This is a genomic window from Pelagicoccus sp. SDUM812002, from assembly GCF_031127835.1.
Taxonomy (GTDB): domain Bacteria; phylum Verrucomicrobiota; class Verrucomicrobiia; order Opitutales; family Opitutaceae; genus Pelagicoccus.
On sequence record NZ_JARXHX010000022.1, the window covers coordinates 30,155 to 50,208 of the forward strand.

Sequence of the window (20,054 nt, forward strand, 5' to 3'; positions counted from 1 at the left end):
GTTTTCAGTGGTTCCCTTGCTCACTTACGTCCCAGCGTTTTTCTACCCGATCAAGTTCTTCGGCGCTGAGCGGGATGACGGATCCGTGGCGGAAGTGGAAGGGGAAATTGAAGCCTTCGCCGGGCAAGAACTGGCCGGAAGAGAGATCGGATGTGACGTATGGCTGGTAGCCGGTATTTTTTGAATATTGGTCGAGGATGAGGCACCAGCGGGCGGGTTCGCCGGAAGAGGGGTCGTCGAGGCGGTAGCATTCCGGGCCTTCGTAGCCTTGCAAGGGAGCGAGCGAGAAATCGGGGACGTCGCTCCAAGGACCAGAGAGGCGAGGCGCGGTTTCCATGGTGATGCTCTTAAACTTCTCGTCTTTGGTGAAGCGGTAGTAGTTCTGGCCGTCATTGATGATGGTGGTATCGATCACGGTGGTCGGCTTCTCGATGAATACGAAGGGTTCGCCAAAGGTTTTGAAATCCTCGGTGCGTGCGGCCCAGATGCGGTGTTTTGCGAAATCGTCGCGCTCGGTGGTAGAGGCCCAGAAGACCAGGTAATTTCCGTTTTCCTCGTCGTAGATCGCTTCCGGAGCCCAGGTGCAGCCGGCGTCTTCGGGAGCGACCGGAATGAGGCGAGGCTCGGACCAGTTGACCAAGTCGGAAGATTCCCAGACTACGATGTTGTGACTCCCCTCGGTGACGGCGCGTCTCCAGTTTGGGTTGAGGTTGATGGAGAGATCGGTGGCTACCATGTAGAATTTCGAGCCATCGTGGGAGCGCAGCAGGTAGGGGTCGCGTACGCCTTTTTCGCCTTGCTCGCTGACCAAGACGGGCTTGCCTTCGTTGAGGGCCTTCCAGTTGCGGCCGTCGTGGCTAGTGGAAAAGTAGATTTGCTCGGTGAGGGGCGTTTGCTCGCCTTTGAAGGTGGCAAAGAGGTAGCCAGCGGGCTCGGCTCCGAGAAGACTGGAGGCGAGCAAGAGAGGGGCGGCGACCGCCGCGCTTCGGTGGAAGAGCTTGGGAATCAGACCGTTTAGCGTGGAATTGGAGCGTTGGGGCATCTTGTATCGAGACTTTGGAGATTGTGAATGCACGCTCGAGCACGGTGGCGGAGCGGATTAGGCAGGATGCAATTCACGGAATGTATCGATCAAGGGCAAGCCGATCCCGATCCCTCGATTGGGGGATGCGGGAAGGTTTTAGACGCGGGTTCCGATCGCTCGAGACTGTCAATCGCCCCGTTCCAAAGTGTGGGCCTTGGCTACGGCTTCTTCGAGGCTCATGCCATGGAAGTGGTCTGCGTGTAGAAAGCGCCCGCTCTTACGGTCGTCGATAAAGGCTCCCACCGCTACCCCCGGGAGGGCAGTATTCGGATCGTTGGGAGCGTGCGGGCCGCCGAGATCGGTGCGGCACCAGCCGGGGTCGGTAAGGCTGACGCAGACGTCGGTGCCCTCCACTTTGGTTGCGAGATCCTTGGTAAATTTATCAAGGGCGGCCTTGCTGGCGGAGTAGCTTGCTTGTTCCGGCTGGTCGCGAATACCGCTGGTGGTATTGATGACCCGACCGAAGCCGCGCTCGATCATGCCGGGCATGAGGCGGTAGCAAATGGTGGCTACGGCGACGGTGTTGATGCGAAAACTGAGATCGAAGTCTTCGACGGGCGTATTCCAAAAGTCGGTACGATAGCCGACTTGAACCGCAGCGTTGTTGAATACGATATCGACCTCCGTCTCGGAGGCCTTGATGAGGTCGAGCATCTCGATCACCTGATCGTGCTCGGAAAGTTCGGCTGAGACCACCATGGTTTTGACACCGAGCTCCTTGGCCTCGGTTTCGATTCGATTGCAGTGTTCAGCTACCCGACTGTGCAAGATGAGATTGCAGCCGCGCTCCGCCATGAACGTGGCGGTGAGATAGCCGATTCCACGGCTGGCGCCAGTGATGAGGGCCCATTTGTTTTTTACGTCTACCATATCTTGTGTGCTTCTAGGTTTCGGGTCACTTTCTTGAGACCGGCAGGTTTGGTGGAGCGTAAGGCGAAGGCGAACCGCTATTTTCCGAATGTACTCTTGTATATGATTTAGGGAGGAGTGAAGAGTAGCCTTTATTCCTTGGGTAGGCAGCGGATTTCCAGTTTGCCATTTGCTAGAATTCCATAGCTTCCGTTTTTTGTATCGAGATCCCAACTACGACCTTTTTGGTTTGGTTCGGGGATGATCGTATGTCCGACGATTTGCGGCCAGTCGAGCGTATCTTCAAACTCCTTAAACCAATCTTGCCAGACAATGCCGCCGTGCTCGTCGCACCCGCCCCTAGCAGTACCGATGGCGGCAAGTTCAGCGGTGCGTCGGTGGGGGAGGTTCACCACTTGCGCTTTCAAGCTGGAATGAAGAGCGTCGAGTCCGGCCCTATCGTGGGTGACGAGGTGTCGCAGATGGACACCTGCGTGGGATAGGATCCAGCCTTGGGCGAAGGCGAAGGGCTCGAGTTGATCGAGGAATGCGGGCGAGAGGTGTTGTTTGATGCTTTCGGAGAGGTAGGGATTGTAAGCTCCGTTGAGGTAGGGATTCGGGTCGCTCGTGTTTGGACTGCGTCGGTGGTGCAGGTCATAGAGGTAGGGGAGGTCGTGATTGCCTACAAGAAAGGTAATGGGTGCGGAGTTGCTTTTCTGCAGACCAGAAAGGTAGATGCAGGTTTCAGAGACGTCGGTTGCCGACTCGACCTTCGGGTCGAAATAATCACCGAGGATGACGATGCGGTCGGCTGCGGCTCCTTCCTTTTGCAGGATGGACTCGATCCATCGTACGTTTTGGTGGATATCTGGGATAACGAGGCAATGGTGAGATGAATCGTTCATTTTTCTGCAGTAGATAAGAAACGGGCACAGCGGATCGGCTGCAAAAGGAAAGAGTGAGTTTGGGCTATTTTATCGCTCCGACCTACGCCCGGAGCCTAGTTGACTCCACTTGCCGGGCGTAGCGCGCTGACCTGGACGCCTTGATAACTTCTCGTTACCGCTGCGGAAAGGCCCACTTGAGGGCGTTCGGAAGGGAGGTGGCCCAAGCTTCCGCGGAGTGGCCGCCGGAGAAGGTTTCGAACCGGACAGTGTATCCATTATTTACGAGCATGTCGCGGAAACGTTCGACTCCTTCGACCTGGGAGATTTTTTGAATAACGTCCTCCTTGTGCCAGACATAACCCTGTGTTTCCTTGTCCCCTACATTGAGGAAGAAAGCGGGCGGGTGCTGCAGCACTCGACCATCGAATTGTTTGATCAGCCAACAATCGTTGGACCAGTAGGAGCCAGATTGGGAAATCACTTTTGTGAAAAGGCCATCGTTGGAGAGAGCTGCGAATGAGGCGGCGAGTCCGGTATAGCTGAGACCTGCAATAACTCGTTCCTGCGAGCTTTTAGTATCGGGATATTCCTCATGGATTCGCGGTAACAACTCTTTGAATACGAATTCAGAAAACGGCGGATAGCAGGGGCACTCGATCCAACGGGTGTCCATGTCGACGCATGAAACATAAACGACCAGGAGTTTGTCGAGGTCGCCTGATTCGAAAAGTGATTCTAGGATATCGGGCACTTGAACGCGGTTGCGATAGAGCTCGGCATCAAGGACCACGAGGAGGTCCAATTTCCCGTGGGTATTCTTTGGTTCACGTATCCAAAGTGTGCGTTCGTTGTTGAGGATTTCACTTCGTAGGGTGAGCTTTCGTTCTACGGTTCCCATTTCCGGTAGTCTCTATTGTTCGTTTCTTTGACAGAGCCTGTTTAGGCTTGGGTGCCGAGATGCGGCAGCTTTTTGATCCGGTGGTAGTTGAAGGCGAGTTCGATGCAGTGTTGCAACTCCTTGTGAGGCAGGGGAGCTTTGATCCTCAACACGATGGCTCTGTTGCCATCGAAAGATAGGATATTTGGATACAGTGCTCTGAAAGTGCTGACAAGTTTACTTTGGCAGTGGAAGTAGAGAGCGAGCTCAGAAGGTCTGTTATCTTTCCATCCGATTCGGACCGGACTACCGCAAATCGTGCTGTAACTCGGTTCGCCCCACTTGAGGGATTCGGTGACTTTCCCGATAGGATCGACACGATGGCCGATTGTCAGGATTAAGCACCTCAGTGCGAGCAACTGGGGACGGACTTGTGGGGGAAAAACTTCGAATGCGGCCGCGACCGCTTCGTCTTTGATGGGAAATTTTTCCATTGATTCAGTAAGGTCAAGATCGCTGGGTGGGACTTACTTCAGGTCGAGGAGCTCGACTCCTTCGATAGAGCTGTAGCGGGCTTTTCGGTTCGCAAGGTCGATCTCGATGTGGGAAGGGACATCGCCGATTTGCTTGCCGGGATTGAAGGCCCACGTTTTCCCGATGCGCTCTCCCCAACTGCCTTGGGCGTGAAAGGGCGCATCGTGAATGTGGCCGCTTAGCACATGGTTTGGGCCTAGCAATCCGATGAGTTTTAGGAGGTAGGGGTCTCCCGCGTCGCCGTTTCGAGTCCAAGCGGTTTTTGATCCGCGAGGAGGGGCGTGGTGTATCCAGATCCAGGTGACGCCCTCTTCAGGTTGGTTAGCTCGGAGGTGTTCGAGCATGTGCTTTCGCGTTTCAGGGCCATTCCACCAGATGCACGAAGTGAAGCGGTACTTTCCATCGCCAAAATCGGTTGGATGGGCCGACTCTGCTCTGATGGCTTGGATCCAAGCGGCGTACTCCTCGCCAGCAGGGTTTCGAGTGTCGCCGTCGTGATTGCCGCAAGTGATCATGAGCGGGCGTCGCTGACGTATGCGCTCGATGATAGGTTTGATCTTAGAGATCTGCTCAGTCTTGTCGCAGCTGTGGGTGATTTGCAGAAAGTCGCCTGCGATTACCACGAGGTCGGCGTGATGCGCGTTTTTCTCCAACCATGCGAATTGCGGAAGGTTCATGTGCAAATCTGCGACTAATAGTACTTTCATTTAGGGGAATGTGTGCGATAGTAGGGGCGACTTCGCAACCGTAGCGGACGTGGTTTCGATTACAAGTACGCGTAGTGGATTATCCTTGTCTCGAGGGACAGCCTTATGAATCAGAAGATTGAATACAGGAACTATTTGGAAGACGTGCAGGGACTGTTTCCGATGCCTCGCATTTTAGCCGAGATTGCCCGGCTTTTGAAGGATGACGATACAACGATTGACGATTTGGCAGAGTTGCTGATGACGGATCCGACGCTGGTGGCGGAGCTTACGAAGCTTAGCAACAGCTCTTATTTCGGTTTTGCGGAGAAGAGCGATTCTCTATCGGAGGCGATGCAGAGGATTGGTATGAGGGAGATTGCTCGCCTGGTAGGAGTGTGCACGGCGGGTGAGGTTTATCAGGCTGAGTTGCGGCATTATCGAATCCCGCCGGATGTATTTTGGGAGTCGGGCATAGCGGCAGCGTTATTGATGGAGGCGCTGGCCGAGAAGACGAACAAGGATTCGGAGTCGGCATACCTTGCAGGAATGATGCGCGAAAGCGGGATGTTGGTTATCGACTACGCTTTGAGCAGGGAGGGGGTTGAGGTTTTATGGGACGCTTATGTTCCAGTGCAGAAATGGGAGCGGGATTGCTGTGGGCATGACCACATGGAAGTGGGCGCGGCGCTTCTCGAAGTGTGGGGATTTTCTAAGGCAGTTTGCGAAGCGGTTGCGGAGCAATGGGAGGAGGGCAATCAACGAGAGGGTTTGTCCGCCTTATTGAATTTCACCAATCGCGTGTTAGCCCGAACCGGGTGTGAGTTCAATACGCCGATCGAGCCTTTTTCCGATTTCGCTGAAGCTGCGGAGGCCTTGGGTTTGAGCGAGGAGGCCGTTGCGATTGCGATCGATCGGGCCAAGGGTACGTCTGCCCGCTTGCGGGGCGGTGTCTTGGAGAAATAGCGCTCGTAATAGGTGCAGCGAGACGTCACGGGAGTTTTCCAAGGATTGCGTATCGAGATTACTGCTACGTAGTATAGGCCTTGAATCTCACGATCCTAATGATGCGGGGATGAGCGAATAGTGTGCATGATTTATTGAATCTATCCGCGTCCCGTTTACGTACTGGGATCTGTTACCTCTCGTGCTAATCCGTAATCGTTTTACCATGTCTTCTCCCTCCCTCTTGTTCCCACCTCGTTTTTTAGGAATCGTCCTAGCAGCTTCGCTTTGTAGCTGGACGTTTACGGCCCTAGCGGGACCGCGAACAGGAGAGGAACGTCGGTTGCTGCCGATATCGGGTTGGGTGGGTGGAGAGGCAGCTGCATCTATCTCGAAGCAATGGGACGACACTGTCCTGGTGACCTACCAGACTCACAAAACCTGGTACGATTTGGAGGGGAATATCCGCTGGGAAGCAAATAAGGATAGCGACATCGTTTATTCGCCGGATGCTGGGCAGCAGATTGATTTCAGCGTCCCCGGATTGGTCATAGTGAGGGATTGGGCGTCGGGAGCTGTTGTGGAGCGTTATGAAGCCCCCGTGTCAGATAGCAGGTTTTTAGATGGATTCGTTTCTCGAGAGGGCGAAGTTTGTCACAGCTATTTCAGCTGTGGAGATTTTAGCAGGATGGGTTGGGTCAGTTTCGTTTCGAAGACAGGCGAAATCTTGTGGACGGACGAGAGCGGGGCTTGGAACTATCGTGCATTGGGAGCTGGGGCTGTGCTCGTACGTTACTCTCACTTAGTCCATTTACCAGAGGCGAGGTATAAGTACTGGGGACCGGTGAACGAGACCCTGCATCATGTTCTCACGGGCGAACCGGTGCTCCCGGAGGAGGTTGGGGATGGTTGGCTTGTGCCTCAAATCGCTCCCTCTGGAAGAGCTATTTACGTGAGCGATTCGATTTGGGCGGTGGATACGGTGGACGGAAGCTATGAGAAAGCCGGGGAATTTGAAGGGCGCGTTCGTGGCAGAATTGCTGCTCAGTCTATCAACGGCGAGGCAATCGTGGCATTGACGGTAGTAGAGGACGGGACCGATACGGAGAGGTTTCGATTGGCCGCTTGGAGCGATGCTGAAGATGAACCGCTCTTCTATGAATGGCAGGAGGAGTGGGGAGATCCTGAGAATGTGGATACAGTCGCTATTTCGGACGATGCGGTATCGATCTTGATGGGTTTTGAAGATGGAAGCGCTCTTTCGTTCGATACCGAGGATTTGAGTTTCTCCATTTTAAGAGAGGCTGTGCCTGTATTTGTAGACCCCTTTTATCATACCTCTTATGCTCCTTTTTTGTATTTTGTGGGTAGCGGCGACCACGTTTTGATTTCGGGCGCTGCGGCTGCCATGGATATCGACTCCTTCGATAATCCTTCGTATGGCCACCGATGGGAGGTCTCGGTTTTAAATTTGGAAACCAAGGAGGTTTTGCGCCAGACGCATTTAGCACAACGCTCCTTATTTGGTGTTGATCTAGAGGCGGGTGCCGACGAGGCCCTCTATGTCGCTTATGATGGCACACCAAGAGCGTTGGACTTGTATACATTGGAAGAGGTTGTGTTTGATGCCCAGAGTAATCCGAGAATCTCCCACGTGTGGCCTGCCGATGATGATGGGGTAGCTACGATTTTCTTCTTGGACGGGACGAAGCAGGCCTACGATTCGGAGAGTGGAGAGCTAGTGGGCGAGCGAAGCTCCTTATTACCGGATGGCGTGAGGGTTATCGAAGGTAAGCCTGAGCTAGGTCTCTTGGTGGGAAGCGATGGATGTGTTTACAGGGTGGATACGGGTGAAGTCGATTTCGAACTTGAGGCGATGCTGGAAAGCGAACACCTGCGGGAGGAGTATAAAGACTTGGTTCGCGAGTTGCTGGAAAATCCATCATTGCGAGCGGAGCTTTTGGAGGAGGGGAGTAAGGTTGCGTTCTTTATCTCCAGGGCGGATGGGGCGGACACCGCGGGATTGGTGACTGTGTTTGAAGTCGAAACCAAGGCGTTCGTTGAGCTTCGGGAGTACGACTGGAAGGAACTGGTCGAGAATGAGGAGTTTATCGTAGCCGTTGAGAAAAACCGAGGAGCGAACAGAGGTTCGCCTTACAAGGTAGGGGTATTCGACGCTGATAAAAACCTTGCGGAAATATATAGCGTCGCGGCGGATCAGAGTGTGAGAGTCGCTCCGGATGGACGGCATTTTGCGGTTCTAACGACCGATACTGAGGCGGAAGATAGCACGTATTCGGCCTACGAGGTTGAAGTACGGCTAAGGGAGTTTGCTCTGGGCAAGAATGGATTCAGCGAACTTGAGCCTACGGTATGGAAGGAAACCTATGCCAGTGGTGAGTTTGAAACAAATGTGCCGGTACTCTTGGAATATGAAGGACCCGGAAAACCTGTATTAACCCACCCCCTCAAAGGGCGGGTTTTGGAAATGAGAAGCGGAGGCATCGCGGAATTGCCGGAGGTTTCAAATGCGTCGTGGTTTGGCTCGCAAGTAATTGACAGGCTCGCAAACGGGCGGTTGATGATCTTGAATCCGCAGGGTCGCTTGGGTCTCTATGCGTCATTTGCGCCACGTGCAGTTCCCACTGAATTACTCATGTCTAGCGACGGGTTCGTTGAGCCCAACCTCACTCCTTACGAACAAGATCAAATTGAGGTCTGGTGGTCCGTCGACCTCGTAGATTGGAAACTGTGGAATGGAGAACCCCTCAAGGTGCTTATTGACTATCCCGTTTTCTGGACCGTCTACTATTGGGAGGTAGCGGATTAGGTTTTTGTCTCCGATTGGGTAGCAGTGCGGCTTTGAGGTCGACCGCTTACCGCTTTATCTCTCGGTATTTCGAGATCCTGTCGGGACGGTCAGTGTTTCGAGCCACGTCGCGGGCGGCTTGGGTTTCGAGCCCGGGCTTTTGCAGAAAACCGAGGTCTTCCAGCCACTGCAGGTAGCTGTCTTGCCACTTGCCGAAAGCAACCCCGTCGCGCCTGCTGATACCGGCGGTGGCGGGGGCTTGGTCTGGCTGCCCGCGGTCGCCGGGGTGTACGCCTCGGGCGTAAATGTGTAGTTCGCAATTGGGTACGCCGTCTTCCAGTAAAGCGGTGAAGTATTCAGTGGCCCAGATGGCGTGAATCCAATCGCCCCACCCAGGGGAGGCAAAGAATGCGGGTGGCGCGTCTCGGGGGATTTCGGCCGCACCACCGAATGCGAAAGGAGAGGGACCGGGGTAGACGAGACCGATGAAGTCGGGACGGGAGGAAATCGTGGCCAGCGCGTTATCGGGCGTTTTCTCCAATTGTTCGAAGGTGGGGTACTCGATGGCGGCTGCTGCAGCGAGTTCCGCTCCTGCGGAGAAGCCGACGAAGCCAATCCTATTTGTATCCAGATTCCAGTGTCCGGCGTGAGCGCGGACGAGCTTGATGGCTTGTTGGGCGTCGTGCACGCCGTCGGTCTTGGGTTCGTACCCGTCGGAGCGCAGACGGTTGCGCAGGATGACGGCGTTGATGCCGTTGGCGGTGAGAAACGGTACGATACTGGCGCCTTCTCCGACTACGTTGAGATTGTTGTGTCCTCCGCCCGCGGCTAGGATGACGGCGGTGCCGGTATTCAGGGCTCCGTTGGCGGCGTGGAACTCGATGGAAGGGTTGTGGATATTGGCGACAAACCCGAGATGAGGGGGGGTGTAGCTACCGTAAGTCTCCGCCTCGTGGATACGGCTTTGGTCGAGGTGTGGAGAGTCGGGTGAATAGAGAGGGATGACAGTGCCTCCGGGCAGGATAGGAGTGGGAGCGTAGGGCTCGTCGGTTTGAGGACCGGGAGCGGGGACGCCGGTCGGTGGCGGTGGTTCGGGGACGGTAGAAGTCTGGGCGGTAGCGAAACAGGTTGAGACGAGCAGGATTAAAGTGGAGGCGAGGAGGCGAGTGTTCATGGGCTTGGCTGGGGTTTGAGTTCTAACCTTCAGGGTAGCTTGAAGCGAGGGTACGGAAGGGTCCATGCTGTTTCTTGGGATTGGCACTCTCGCAGTTGCACCCCTTGTCGAAGTAGGAGCTCCCTCATGAGGTTGGATCGTAGAACGAGGTTATCGCGTCGACTCAGTCACCTTTGAATGATTTCAGATAGGCGAGTGTTTTGGCGGCTGTATCTCCTCCTTTTTCGGCGTGGGAGATGAGGTGAATGCCGTGGGGACCGGACGTATCGAATAAATGAGGATCGGTTTCGAGGACGGCCTTGATTATCCCGAGTTTGCCGAGCATAGCGGCTGCGAAAAGATCGAAGCGGGCTCCGTTATCGAGGAGGAATAGGGCGATATCGCGTCGTCCCATGTGGGCTGCTCCACCGAGGGCCGTTTCGAAATCGCCGCCTCCCCAGTCCCAAGTTGCGTTTATGAGGGAGGGTTGCGCTTCCAGCAAGCTGCGAGTTTCGTCGAGGTCCTTGTGGGCGGCTGCGACAAAAGCTTTGATACTTGCGGGATCGAGAGGGGGCGGCCTTTTGGGTATCGGCGGAAGAGGGTCGAGCTTCGTATCGTTCCCGTGTAGAGAAAGTGTGAATACGAAAGCGCCGAGGGTGGCGGTTTTAGCGAGGAATTGGCGGCGTGAGTTCATAGTTGGTTTTAGTCTTTGAGAGGGCGTTCGCACATCAGGGCGAAAAGGTTGTTGTCGCAGTCACGAAGGAAGGAGCTCCAAAGTTCGTGGTCGGGCATTTCGGCGGTTATCGCGGGCGGATGTTCTTCGATGCCTCCGCGGTCGAGGATCACAGAATGGACTGACTCTAGGTCTTCCACTCGATAGTAGAGTAGGGACGGTGGGTGGTCGAGTTCTGCAGAAGAGGGCTGGGTGATCATCAAGCGGGTGCCTCCGATGTCGAAGAAGGATAGGTTGGGACCAGCGTCGAAGAGGTGTTTGAGCCCGACCACATCCTTGTAGAACGCGGCGAGTTTGGGGACATCTTGACTGCAAATTGCGATTTGTAGGAGAGAGTTGGGGGCGAGTTGGGGAGCGTTCATAATCGTGGATGATATGCTATCTGATTGATGCCCGTTCGCGCCTCCGGTTTCTTGCTAAAGCGTTTTGGAAGGCGGGTGTCCGAAGTGACGTCGATAGGCGGCATGGAAGGAGCTATAGCTTTCGTATCCAACTTCCAATGCTACTTGGGTTGCGGTTGTCGCTCCTGTGGCAAGGAGTCGGCGCGCGTGGCGGAGTCGGCGCGACTCGGTGTATTGGCGAGGGCTTTGGCCGAAGGCAGCTTTGAAGCTGCGTTGAAAGTGGAAGGGCGAAAGGGAGGAGGCTTTCGCGGCGTCTTCCAGGGACGGGGCTTGCAGGGCTGTGGCGTGCAGGTAGTCGCGTCCGCGGCAGAGACGGCGGTAGAGTTCGTCGCGAGTTGCTCGGTTCGCGGCGGGCAGGCTTTGGGCTCGCTGGAGGTGCTCTTTTTGGCTGAACAATAGTGTACCGAGCAGGTCTTGTAGCTGCTCTTCGAGCCAATCAGTCGGGGCTGTTCGGCCGCGGCAGGCATTGTCGATCCGCATCAGGCGCGACTTGATCTGTCCGTTGTCGGGCGAGACCGTTTGGAGGAAGTTGACGGCGGAGCCTGTTTCTTCGGGCGCGTCGAGTAGGGATGTGTCTGGTTCGCTGAATACGCGGTTCAAGGACTCGGCCCAGCCGCTCGGGAAGAAGATGACGGTGGAACGGATGAGTGTCTTGGAGTCGAACTCGATGGTGTAGGGCTCTTGGTCGTTGAGCACCAGCCAGCTCTCTTCATCGACGGCGAAAGAGCCGTTAGTGGTGCGGTAACGCGCGGTGCCGCCCGCAAAGCTTTTGACTGAAAGCGGCATCGTTGCCGAAGCGAAGTAACGGAAGCCCCCGCCGCACAGAACGCTTTGCGATTGGAGGCACGGAGCAGGCATAGGAAACGGTGTACGGAGTTCGCAAGAGTGGAATAGCCTACCAGTGCGATGTCTGAGGTAGACCGACTGACAAGGAGGAGGCAAGGGGCGATACTTGCAACGGTCAAAGTAGTGCGCGCACAAAAAGAGCGACCCTCTTGAGGGGTCGCTCTCTTCGATACATTGGCCTTATCTCGATCGGATTTCCTGTGTTTGCTTGATTTGGACGGCGCTGCGGTTTGCTGGCCGTGCTTTACGTATATTGGTTAGCCGATGATTTTAGCCGTTCAGTCGGTTCGAATCGATTTTCTTTTAAGTGTGGTCTTATATAATGATATTCTTTTTAGAATTCGATTTCTACCGCACTAAAGTGATTTCAAAACGAGTAGCTGGCATAGATTAGGGCCGGTCGGATACCGGGTGCTTGGGCGCGATGGTTTCCTTCACGCTCGAACTCCGTAGTTGGCTTGCGGGTACGCTTTTAAGATTTCTCTCAGTCGGAGAAGTGGCTGTCTTGCTCTTTCCCTCAGGGAATCTATCGAGCGGAACCGTCGCTACTCGCTTGGCTCTATCTTCAGATACTCCCCTATCTCGAAGGGAGTCGTAGCGTGCCTTATCATAAATGGCTTTATCTATTTTATCGCTGCTCATTTTTTTGGGGGCTTAGGTTGCGAGTGCAGGATATCGGCTCGCTACTTGCCGACAGCGTCCTTCGCCTCGCCGCGAGTCTTCTGGGCTTCGCCTTTTACCTTGTCGGTTTTACCTTCGCGCTTGAGGTCCTTGTTGTCGGTTGCATCGCCAGCTGCGTCTTTAACTTCGCCTTTGGCTTTTTGTAGTGAACCTTCTGTTTTGTCTCTGTTTCCTGATTTCATATTTTTACTGGGTGTTGGGTTTTTGGATTCTAGCCCAAAGTTGTTGAGCCTTGTTGAATTATTAGAAGGGTTCGCATGGCTTGTGCCAAGCGCTCTATTCTTCCTTCAATCTCTTTGCAAGTGATAGACTGGGAGAGGTTTACGATTTTCTAGATTCGATCGGACTTTTTACGCGAAACAGAGTCTTCACGGCGAATTGCATTGTGATACCAGCGGATTGCAGCGCTTTGCATTGGGCACGAAAAAGGGCAGCCGGCGAGGGCTGCCCTGGGGGAGATTCGGTTGTAGAGATCGCGTGACAGGCACGCTTCTACATTGGTTCTATCTAAACGATGGCGAGGATGCTATTGAGCGTGGAGCTCGGGCGCATGGCGGCAGATGCTTTTTCGTCGTCGAAGTGGTAGTAGCCACCGGCGTCGACTTCGCTGCCTTGAGCGGCGATGAGCTCTTCCACGATCTTGTCCTCGTTTTTGGTGAGGGCGTCGGCTACGGGCTGGAAGGCAGCGGCGAGTTCGGCGTCTTCGGTTTGAGTGGCGACTTCCTGAGCCCAGTAGAGGCAGAGGAAGAAGTGGGAGCCGCGGTTGTCGATGCCGCCGAGGCGCCGCGTTGGCGATTTGTCGTTTTCGAGGAACTTGCCGGTCGCCGCGTCGAGGGTCTTGGCGAGGATCTTGGCCTTGGCGTTGCTGGTGGTTTCGCCGAGGTGCTCGAGGGAGACTGCGAGGGCGAGGAATTCGCCGAGGGAGTCCCAGCGCAGGTAGTTCTCTTGGAGAAACTGCTGCACATGTTTCGGGGCCGAGCCGCCAGCTCCTGTTTCGAAGAGGCCGCCGCCGTTCATTAGGGGAACGATGGAGAGCATCTTGGCGGAGGTTCCGAGCTCGAGGATGGGGAAGAGGTCGGTGTTGTAGTCGCGCAGCACATTTCCGGTGACGGAGATGGTGTCGAGGCCTTTGGCCATGCGTTCTACGGAGAACTTACAGGCGACGGCGGGTGGGAGGATCTGGATGTCGAGTCCGTCGGTGTCGTGGTCCTTGAGGTACGTGTTTACCTTCTCGATGAGCTGGGCGTCGTGGGCGCGGTCGCCGTCGAGCCAGAAGATAGTGGGAACGCCGGTGGCGCGAGCTCGGGAGACGGCGAGCTTCACCCAATCACGGATCGGAGCATCCTTGGCTTGGCAGGCGCGCCAGATGTCGCCGGCTTCCACTTCGTGGGAGAGGAGGGTGTTTCCGTCGGCGTCGACGATGGAGACGGTGCCGGCTTCTTCGATTTCGAAGGTCTTGTCGTGCGAGCCGTACTCTTCGGCCTTTTGGGCCATCAGTCCGACGTTGGGCACGGTGCCCATGGTCTTTGGGTCGAGGGCTCCGTTTTCCTTGCAGAAGTCGATGACGGCTTGGTAGACGCCGGCGTAGCTCGAATCGGGAATCACTGCGAGGGTGTCGGCTTCCTTGCCGTCCTTGTCCCACATGATGCCGCCGGAACGGATCATGGCTGGCATGGAGGCGTCGATGATGACGTCGGAGGGGACGTGTAGATTGGTGATACCTTTGTCGGAGTTGACCATAGCGAGGTCAGGTCCGCGTTCGTAGGCGGCTTGGATGTCGGCTTCGATCTCCGACTTCTTGTCGGCGGGCAGTGTTTGGATCTTGGATACGAGATCGCCGAATCCGTTTTTGAAGTCGACTCCGAGCTCGGAAATGGTGGCGGAATGCTTGGCGAGCAGGTCCTTGAAGTACGCTTGGACGCCGTGGCCGAAGATGATGGGGTCGGAGACCTTCATCATGGTAGCCTTCATGTGGAGGGAGAAGAGCACGTCTTCCTTCTTGGCGGCCTCGATTTGCTCGGCGAGAAATGCGTCAAGCGCTTTGGCGGACATGAAGGTGCCGTCGAGCACTTCGCCTTCTTGCAGAGCGAGGCCTGACTTGAGGACCTTCTTTTCGCCGGATGCGGAGGTGAAGACGATCTCAGCGGTGGTGGCGGCGGGCAGGGTGACGGACTTCTCGTTGGAGGCGAAGTCGTTTTGGCCCATGGTGGCGACGCGGGTCTTGGAGTCGCTGCTCCACTTGCCCATGGAGTGCGGGTTCTTCTTTGCGTAGTTCTTTACGGCGTTGGGAGCGCGGCGGTCGGAGTTGCCCTCGCGGAGGACGGGGTTGACAGCGGAGCCGAGAACCTTTGCGTAGCGAGCTTTGGTTTCCTTTTCCTCGTCGTTTTTTGGCGAGGATGGGTAGTCCGGAATGTCATAGCCGTGCTCCTGCAATTCCTTAATGGCGGCACCGAGCTGCGGGATGGAAGCGGAGATGTTTGGCAGCTTGATGATGTTCGCCTCTGGTTTGGTGGCGAGTTGTCCAAGTTCTGCAAGGTAGTCGCCGATGCGTTGCTCGTCGGTGAGTTTTTCCGGGAAGTGAGCGAGGATGCGTCCGGCGAGGGAGATGTCGCGCGTCTCGACTGAAACGGCGGCGGACTTGGCGAAAGCCTGCACCATTGGCAGGAACGAGTAGGTGGCGAGCGCGGGCGCTTCGTCAGTCTTGGTGTAGATGATAGTGGATTTTTCTGTGCTCATTTTTATCGAGACCTCGGATTTGTTTCCCCTGCAATCACTATAGAGGGGAGTTCTTGGGTACGCGTTCTAGCGGATGGGTCAACAAGATAGGCGTGAAAGCAGGCACAAGGCCAAGATGGGCTCGTTAATTGCATGCTCGCATTGGTGAGGAAGTTGCGTAATTTCGAGCTGCCTCTTCTTCCTTTTGTCTTTTCCGACTCTCTCATCTCCGCGGAACTATGCCTGATTCCGACGAATCCTCACTATCCCCACCTTCCACTCGAAGTTCCTTCTTCGCCGAACTTCGTCGGCGCAAGGTGTTTCGCGTGGCGGCGGCTTATGTCGTGGTGGCGTGGATCATCATCCAAGTGGCGGCGGCGACCTTTCCCGGTTTCGAAATTCCCATGTGGGCGTTTCGCTTTGTCGTGCTTATGCTGATACTGGGATTTCCGGTGGCCTTGATTTTGGCGTGGGCCTTCGAGCTGACGCCCGACGGGATCAAGTTGACGAAGAATGTGAGCGAGGAGCAGAAGGCGGTGACCTCGCAGGGGAAGCGGAATTGGCTGTCGTATGGGTTTGCCGCAGCTTTGCCTGCGGTGATCTTTGGGTCGCTGGCGCTGTATTTCTACTTCACTCGCGAAGCTTCTACGGCTCCCCATCTCGACAAGTCCATCGCCGTGCTTCCCTTCGAGAATCGTAGCGCCAGCGAGGACGACGCCTATTTTACCGACGGCATTCACGACGACCTGCTCACCCAAATCTCCCGTATCCGCGAAATCAAGACGATTTCCCGCACCTCCGTCATGGCCTATCGCGATACGTCGAAAAACATGCGCGAGATCGGGGCAGAACTCGGCGTGGCCACGATCCTCGAAGGTGGGGTTCAGCGAGCGGGCGACCAGATCCGCATCAACGTGCAGCTCATCGACGCCGCGACTGATGCCCACCTCTGGGCCGAGACCTACACCCGCGAGATGACGGTAGGTAACATCTTTGCTATCCAAAGCGAAATTGCCACGGCGATCGCCGGCGAGCTCAAGGCCGTACTCAGTCCAGAGGAACAGCAACAGCTACAGAAGTTGCCCACCCAAAACCTCGCCGCGCTTCAGCTCGCCTTCAAGGCCTCTGCCGTGGAACAAACGGCAGAAGGAGCCCGAGAAGCGATCAAATACCTGAAGCAAGCCATCGAACTCGACCCGGACTTTGCCTTGGCGCATGGATCCCTCTCTGGGGCATATTTGTACCAGATCTGGTCCGAGGGGCTGCCTGTTGACGAGCAATTGATCAAGGCGGAACCGCATATTCGGCGGGCGCTGGAGTTGGACCCCACAGACAGCCACATCCAAGTGGCCTGGGCCAGCTACAACATTCGCAAGGGTGACAACGCCGCCGCCCAAGCCGCCCTTGAGCGGGCGATCGAACTCAACCCCAACGACGCGCAAGCTTATGCGCTGGGCGCGTGGTTCCAGCTTTGGACGATGAGAAACCCTGCGGCCTCTGTGGAACTAGGTCGGAAAGCCGTGGAGTTAGACCCGGTCAGCTCGCAACCTAAGCAGGGTCTGGCGGAGGCGCTCATGGTTGCCGGTGATTTCGATGAGTCGGAGGAGCTGCTGAGGGAGCTCATGATTGAGGAGCCCCGGAATTTTGATTTCTTCCGCACCTTTGGCAATCTGCAACGGGAGGCCTTCAATCTTTATGACGAAGCGATCGAAGCTTATCGCAAGGCCCTGTCGCTGGACCCTGAAAACCAGTATGTCTCGATGCACCTGGCTTCAGCCTACCAGGCTCTCGGCGATCGTGACCAGACCGCGTTCTGGTGGAACTATGCCCTCGAGCAGGCCCCGGATTCGGGCAACGCCACCTACGTTCGCGGAATGCTTCATTTGGTGGAGGACGAGGATGAAGCGGCTTTGGCCACTCTCCGTGAGGTGGAAGAAGGCAACCCCTATTTCTCGGCCGCCCTTTCCAATATTGTCTCCACAGAGCTAAGGTTGGGTCGTCCCGGCAAGGCGTTGGAGTATCTTCTGGAGAAGCGTCCCGCGCTCAACGAGCCGGGAATGGAATTGAGTCAGGATAATATGGTTTTGGCTGCCCAGCTTGCCAGGGCGCAACTGCAATCGAATCAACAGACGCAGGCGACCGCGTTGGTGGACCGCATCGCTGCTACGGCGCCGAAACTCGTTCGCATGGGAACCTTCGGCTTTTTAGCTAACGACGCCGATCTTTACGCGGCAGCCGGCGATTACGATCGGGCCCTCGCCGCGCTGCGCGAGCTGATAGTGGATGCGGGCGGCTGTTCGAGCGAATTCGCGAAGGGTTCCGAATGGGACCCATTGCGCGACGATCCAGAATTCCAGGAGTTGATGGCGATCAACGACGTGCGACTACAGGAGCAGCGCGCCAACCTCGCCCGCATGGAAGCCAACGGCGAGCTGGCGCCCATCCCGGAGCTGTGAGTTGGGCGAATTTTAAACCGCGGATGGACGCAGATGAACACAGATATCTTTGCGAGTGGCTTGAATGCCATCGTGTCCTCATTGATTCCCGATCCGTGTCTATCAGTGTCCATCCGTGGTTCCAAACAACATGACCGACTCACCACAGCCTGAATCCAATAAACCCGAAACGAAGCCCTCCTTCTTCGCCGAGCTGAAGCGGCGCAAGGTGTTTCGCGTGGCGGCTACTTATATCGTGGTGGCTTGGATCATCATCCAAGTCGCGGCGGCGACCTTTCCGGGCTTCGAGATTCCCATGTGGGCGTTTCGCTTTGTAGTGTTGATGCTGTTACTGGGGTTTCCCGTGGCGGTCATTCTGGCTTGGGCCTTCGAACTTACGCCGGATGGGGTGAAGCTCACCAAGAACGTGAGCGAAGAGGCGAAGGCAGAAACCTCCCAGTCGAAACGCAACTGGCTCTCGCTCGGTTTCGCAGCGGCTCTACCTGCGGTGATCTTTGGTTCTCTGGCGCTGTATTTCTACATCACTCGCGAAGCTTCTACGGCTGTCGATCCCGCATCTGAGGCACTGGACAAGTCTATCGCGGTGCTTCCTTTCGACAACCGCAGCAATCTAGACGAAGACCAGTTCTTCACTGATGGGATCCACGATGACTTGCTGACGCAGATTTCGCGTATCCACGATATTAAGACAATCTCGCGCACGTCCGTCATGACATATAAGGACACGACGAAAAACATGAAGCAGATCGGCGAGGAACTCGGAGTGGCGACTTTGCTCGAAGGCGGCGTTCAGCGCGCGGGCGACCGCGTGCGCATAAACATGCAGCTCATCGACGCCCAGACCGACGCGCATCTTTGGGCGGAGACCTACACGCGCGAGCTGACGGCGGAGAACATTTTCGAGATCCAGAGCGAGATCGCCGCGGCCATTGCCGACGAGTTGAAGGCCATACTGTCTGACGAGGAACAACAGCGTCTCAAGGACCTGCCTACAGACAATCTGGAAGCGTTGGAGTCATACTTCAAGGGACTGGCTAGTGACTACTCAGCCGATGGCTTGAGGGAATCTATCGCGCATTTCAAAAAGGCGACCGAGCTGGATCCCGATTTCGCCTTGGCCCACGCAAGGCTGGCGCATGTCTATCAATCGCAAATCTGGTACAGCGGACTGGCAGCGTCGGAGCAGATAGCGAAGAGCATGCCGCATCTTGATCGGGCTTTGGAGCTGGACCCCGGTCTCTCGGATGCATGGGTGGTCAAGGGCTTGATTTATCGCGAGCTCGGGGAATACGAAGAGGCGGAGACTGCCTACCAAAAGGCCATCGAACTGAATCCCAACAGCGACGGCGCCTATACCAACTACTCTTTATATTTGTTTTATAACAAGGACGAGGTAGAGCTTGCTCTTGAAATGGTGGATCGAGCGATTGTCCTCAATCCGGAAGATCCCAATCTGTTTATCCACAAGGCTGAAATCCTCGAACAAATGGGTCGCGATGGCGAGGCTCTGAAAATCTGGGATTCCCTCAATCGGCGATACCCAAACGACTCGAATGTGCAAATGCAAGTGGCTGGGAATCTGGCGGCATCTGAGGCTGATTTTGACCTAGTTATTAAATCGTTGAGGAGAGCGCACTTTCTTGATCCGGAAAACCTGAATGCCGTGAATTTCATTATGAGTAGCTACAATATTCTTGGCAGCGAAGCCAAGGTACGGTTTTGGCTCGAACGTGGTATTGCACTGTATCCGAATTCGGATTACCGATACCTTTACGAAATCTTCCTTTTGATTCGGGATGGTGATTTGGAGAAGGCTCACCAGCGATGGTTGACGGAGTTTGCAAAGGGATATGTCGGTGGAGGGTCTTGGCGTGTGTACCTTATGAGTTATCAGGCGTCGGCGGATTTTAGCGCAGGTCATCCCGAGCGAGTGCTGCAGCGGTACCGTCTAGTGACGCCGCGTTATTTTGAAAGGGATTTCGAATTTCCTTTAATCGCGTACTCTGATAGTTTCGAGAATCTCGAATCGATTGTTTTTATCGCCAAGGCACTTGAACTTAGCGGCGAAACAGAGCGTGGCAGGGCATTGCTCGATCGCGCGGTGCGTTATGCAGAAACCCATTTCGCCGACGAGAATGTCACTCCCCTCGCCAAAGCGTTTCAGGGAAGATACGACGAAGTGGTGACATGGCTGACTCCTCGTTATAAGGACAAGGTGGGAGGTGAAAGAAAATTCGAAGGCATGCCTTGGGAGCCGATCTTGGACAAGGAACCCCTTGCCGGATACAACGCTCGTCATGCCGCGTGGAGCAAGGAGATACTAGAGCGCATCGCTACAATGGAAGCCAATGGCGAACTCGCTCCGTTGCCAGAGCGGTAGGAAAGCTGAGTGTAGAAG

17 protein-coding genes are annotated in these 20,054 nt (G+C 55.6%); 4 read left to right on the plus strand and 13 right to left on the minus strand.

What is annotated here, in order from left to right; genetic code table 11:
* Positions 1–4 precede the first annotated feature (4 nt).
* The 6 genes from QEH53_RS20830 to QEH53_RS20855 form a co-directional block, all read right to left on the minus strand.
* Positions 5–1,042, minus strand: coding sequence for a glycoside hydrolase family 43 protein (locus QEH53_RS20830; RefSeq protein ID WP_309025158.1), 1,038 nt, complete (start codon positions 1,040–1,042; stop codon positions 5–7).
* A 168-nt stretch (positions 1,043–1,210) separates the two neighbouring features.
* On the minus strand, positions 1,211–1,954 hold the full coding sequence (locus QEH53_RS20835) for an SDR family oxidoreductase (RefSeq protein ID WP_309025159.1): 744 nt from the start codon (positions 1,952–1,954) through the stop codon (positions 1,211–1,213).
* Between the two features lie 131 nt (positions 1,955–2,085).
* The gene (locus QEH53_RS20840; RefSeq protein WP_309025160.1) at positions 2,086–2,838 is read right to left on the minus strand and encodes a metallophosphoesterase; all 753 of its coding nucleotides are present in this window, start codon (positions 2,836–2,838) and stop codon (positions 2,086–2,088) included.
* Positions 2,839–2,992: 154 nt separating this feature from the next.
* Positions 2,993–3,718, minus strand: a complete 726-nt coding sequence (locus QEH53_RS20845) for an alpha/beta hydrolase-fold protein (RefSeq protein WP_309025161.1) — start codon at positions 3,716–3,718, stop codon at positions 2,993–2,995.
* Positions 3,719–3,759: 41 nt separating this feature from the next.
* Positions 3,760–4,191, minus strand: coding sequence for a DUF1801 domain-containing protein (locus QEH53_RS20850; protein WP_309025162.1), 432 nt, complete (start codon positions 4,189–4,191; stop codon positions 3,760–3,762).
* 33 nt (positions 4,192–4,224) lie between these two features.
* Positions 4,225–4,938, minus strand: a complete 714-nt coding sequence (locus QEH53_RS20855) for a metallophosphoesterase (protein ID WP_309025163.1) — start codon at positions 4,936–4,938, stop codon at positions 4,225–4,227.
* Positions 4,939–5,043: 105 nt separating this feature from the next.
* Here QEH53_RS20855 and QEH53_RS20860 point away from each other — a divergent pair, with 105 nt between their 5' ends.
* Positions 5,044–5,883: an HDOD domain-containing protein gene (locus QEH53_RS20860; protein WP_309025164.1), complete on the plus strand. Its 840-nt coding sequence runs from the start codon at positions 5,044–5,046 to the stop codon at positions 5,881–5,883.
* A gap of 205 nt (positions 5,884–6,088) precedes the next feature.
* Positions 6,089–8,692, plus strand: coding sequence for a hypothetical protein (locus QEH53_RS20865; protein ID WP_309025165.1), 2,604 nt, complete (start codon positions 6,089–6,091; stop codon positions 8,690–8,692).
* A 46-nt stretch (positions 8,693–8,738) separates the two neighbouring features.
* Here QEH53_RS20865 and QEH53_RS20870 read toward each other — a convergent pair whose 3' ends face one another.
* From QEH53_RS20870 to QEH53_RS20900, 7 genes are all read right to left on the minus strand, one after another.
* Complete coding sequence (locus QEH53_RS20870) at positions 8,739–9,845, minus strand: alpha/beta hydrolase fold domain-containing protein (protein ID WP_309025166.1); 1,107 nt, start codon at positions 9,843–9,845, stop codon at positions 8,739–8,741.
* 163 nt (positions 9,846–10,008) lie between these two features.
* Positions 10,009–10,518, minus strand: coding sequence for a hypothetical protein (locus tag QEH53_RS20875; RefSeq protein ID WP_309025167.1), 510 nt, complete (start codon positions 10,516–10,518; stop codon positions 10,009–10,011).
* 8 nt (positions 10,519–10,526) lie between these two features.
* A complete protein-coding gene (locus QEH53_RS20880) occupies positions 10,527–10,919 on the minus strand; it encodes a VOC family protein (RefSeq protein ID WP_309025168.1) in 393 nt (130 codons plus the stop codon).
* Positions 10,920–10,973: 54 nt separating this feature from the next.
* Positions 10,974–11,816 (minus strand): AraC family transcriptional regulator, encoded by an 843-nt coding sequence (locus tag QEH53_RS20885; RefSeq protein WP_309025169.1) that lies wholly within the window; start codon positions 11,814–11,816, stop codon positions 10,974–10,976.
* 378 nt (positions 11,817–12,194) lie between these two features.
* Positions 12,195–12,446: a hypothetical protein gene (locus tag QEH53_RS20890; RefSeq protein WP_309025170.1), complete on the minus strand. Its 252-nt coding sequence runs from the start codon at positions 12,444–12,446 to the stop codon at positions 12,195–12,197.
* A 41-nt stretch (positions 12,447–12,487) separates the two neighbouring features.
* Positions 12,488–12,667 (minus strand): CsbD family protein, encoded by a 180-nt coding sequence (locus QEH53_RS20895; RefSeq protein WP_309025171.1) that lies wholly within the window; start codon positions 12,665–12,667, stop codon positions 12,488–12,490.
* Between the two features lie 325 nt (positions 12,668–12,992).
* Positions 12,993–15,221: an NADP-dependent isocitrate dehydrogenase gene (locus QEH53_RS20900; RefSeq protein WP_309025172.1), complete on the minus strand. Its 2,229-nt coding sequence runs from the start codon at positions 15,219–15,221 to the stop codon at positions 12,993–12,995.
* Positions 15,222–15,439: 218 nt separating this feature from the next.
* On the opposite strand from QEH53_RS20900, the gene QEH53_RS20905 reads away from it, so the two are divergent.
* Positions 15,440–17,656 (plus strand): tetratricopeptide repeat protein, encoded by a 2,217-nt coding sequence (locus QEH53_RS20905; protein WP_309025173.1) that lies wholly within the window; start codon positions 15,440–15,442, stop codon positions 17,654–17,656.
* A gap of 130 nt (positions 17,657–17,786) precedes the next feature.
* Complete coding sequence (locus QEH53_RS20910) at positions 17,787–20,036, plus strand: tetratricopeptide repeat protein (protein WP_309025174.1); 2,250 nt, start codon at positions 17,787–17,789, stop codon at positions 20,034–20,036.
* The last annotated feature ends 18 nt before the right edge of the window (positions 20,037–20,054 follow it).

What these genes read in the sequence shown, in the direction of transcription:
- QEH53_RS20830 (WP_309025158.1), bottom strand. Translation starts at nt 1,042, where the DNA reads ATGCCCCAACGCTCCAATTCCACGCTAAACGGTCTGATTCCCAAGCTC.
- QEH53_RS20835 (WP_309025159.1), bottom strand. Translation starts at nt 1,954, where the DNA reads ATGGTAGACGTAAAAAACAAATGGGCCCTCATCACTGGCGCCAGCCGT.
- QEH53_RS20840 (WP_309025160.1), bottom strand. Translation starts at nt 2,838, where the DNA reads ATGAACGATTCATCTCACCATTGCCTCGTTATCCCAGATATCCACCAA.
- QEH53_RS20845 (WP_309025161.1), bottom strand. Translation starts at nt 3,718, where the DNA reads ATGGGAACCGTAGAACGAAAGCTCACCCTACGAAGTGAAATCCTCAAC.
- QEH53_RS20850 (WP_309025162.1), bottom strand. Translation starts at nt 4,191, where the DNA reads ATGGAAAAATTTCCCATCAAAGACGAAGCGGTCGCGGCCGCATTCGAA.
- QEH53_RS20855 (WP_309025163.1), bottom strand. Translation starts at nt 4,938, where the DNA reads ATGAAAGTACTATTAGTCGCAGATTTGCACATGAACCTTCCGCAATTC.
- QEH53_RS20860 (WP_309025164.1), top strand. Translation starts at nt 5,044, where the DNA reads ATGAATCAGAAGATTGAATACAGGAACTATTTGGAAGACGTGCAGGGA.
- QEH53_RS20865 (WP_309025165.1), top strand. Translation starts at nt 6,089, where the DNA reads ATGTCTTCTCCCTCCCTCTTGTTCCCACCTCGTTTTTTAGGAATCGTC.
- QEH53_RS20870 (WP_309025166.1), bottom strand. Translation starts at nt 9,845, where the DNA reads ATGAACACTCGCCTCCTCGCCTCCACTTTAATCCTGCTCGTCTCAACC.
- QEH53_RS20875 (WP_309025167.1), bottom strand. Translation starts at nt 10,518, where the DNA reads ATGAACTCACGCCGCCAATTCCTCGCTAAAACCGCCACCCTCGGCGCT.
- QEH53_RS20880 (WP_309025168.1), bottom strand. Translation starts at nt 10,919, where the DNA reads ATGAACGCTCCCCAACTCGCCCCCAACTCTCTCCTACAAATCGCAATT.
- QEH53_RS20885 (WP_309025169.1), bottom strand. Translation starts at nt 11,816, where the DNA reads ATGCCTGCTCCGTGCCTCCAATCGCAAAGCGTTCTGTGCGGCGGGGGC.
- QEH53_RS20890 (WP_309025170.1), bottom strand. Translation starts at nt 12,446, where the DNA reads ATGAGCAGCGATAAAATAGATAAAGCCATTTATGATAAGGCACGCTAC.
- QEH53_RS20895 (WP_309025171.1), bottom strand. Translation starts at nt 12,667, where the DNA reads ATGAAATCAGGAAACAGAGACAAAACAGAAGGTTCACTACAAAAAGCC.
- QEH53_RS20900 (WP_309025172.1), bottom strand. Translation starts at nt 15,221, where the DNA reads ATGAGCACAGAAAAATCCACTATCATCTACACCAAGACTGACGAAGCG.
- QEH53_RS20905 (WP_309025173.1), top strand. Translation starts at nt 15,440, where the DNA reads ATGCCTGATTCCGACGAATCCTCACTATCCCCACCTTCCACTCGAAGT.
- QEH53_RS20910 (WP_309025174.1), top strand. Translation starts at nt 17,787, where the DNA reads ATGACCGACTCACCACAGCCTGAATCCAATAAACCCGAAACGAAGCCC.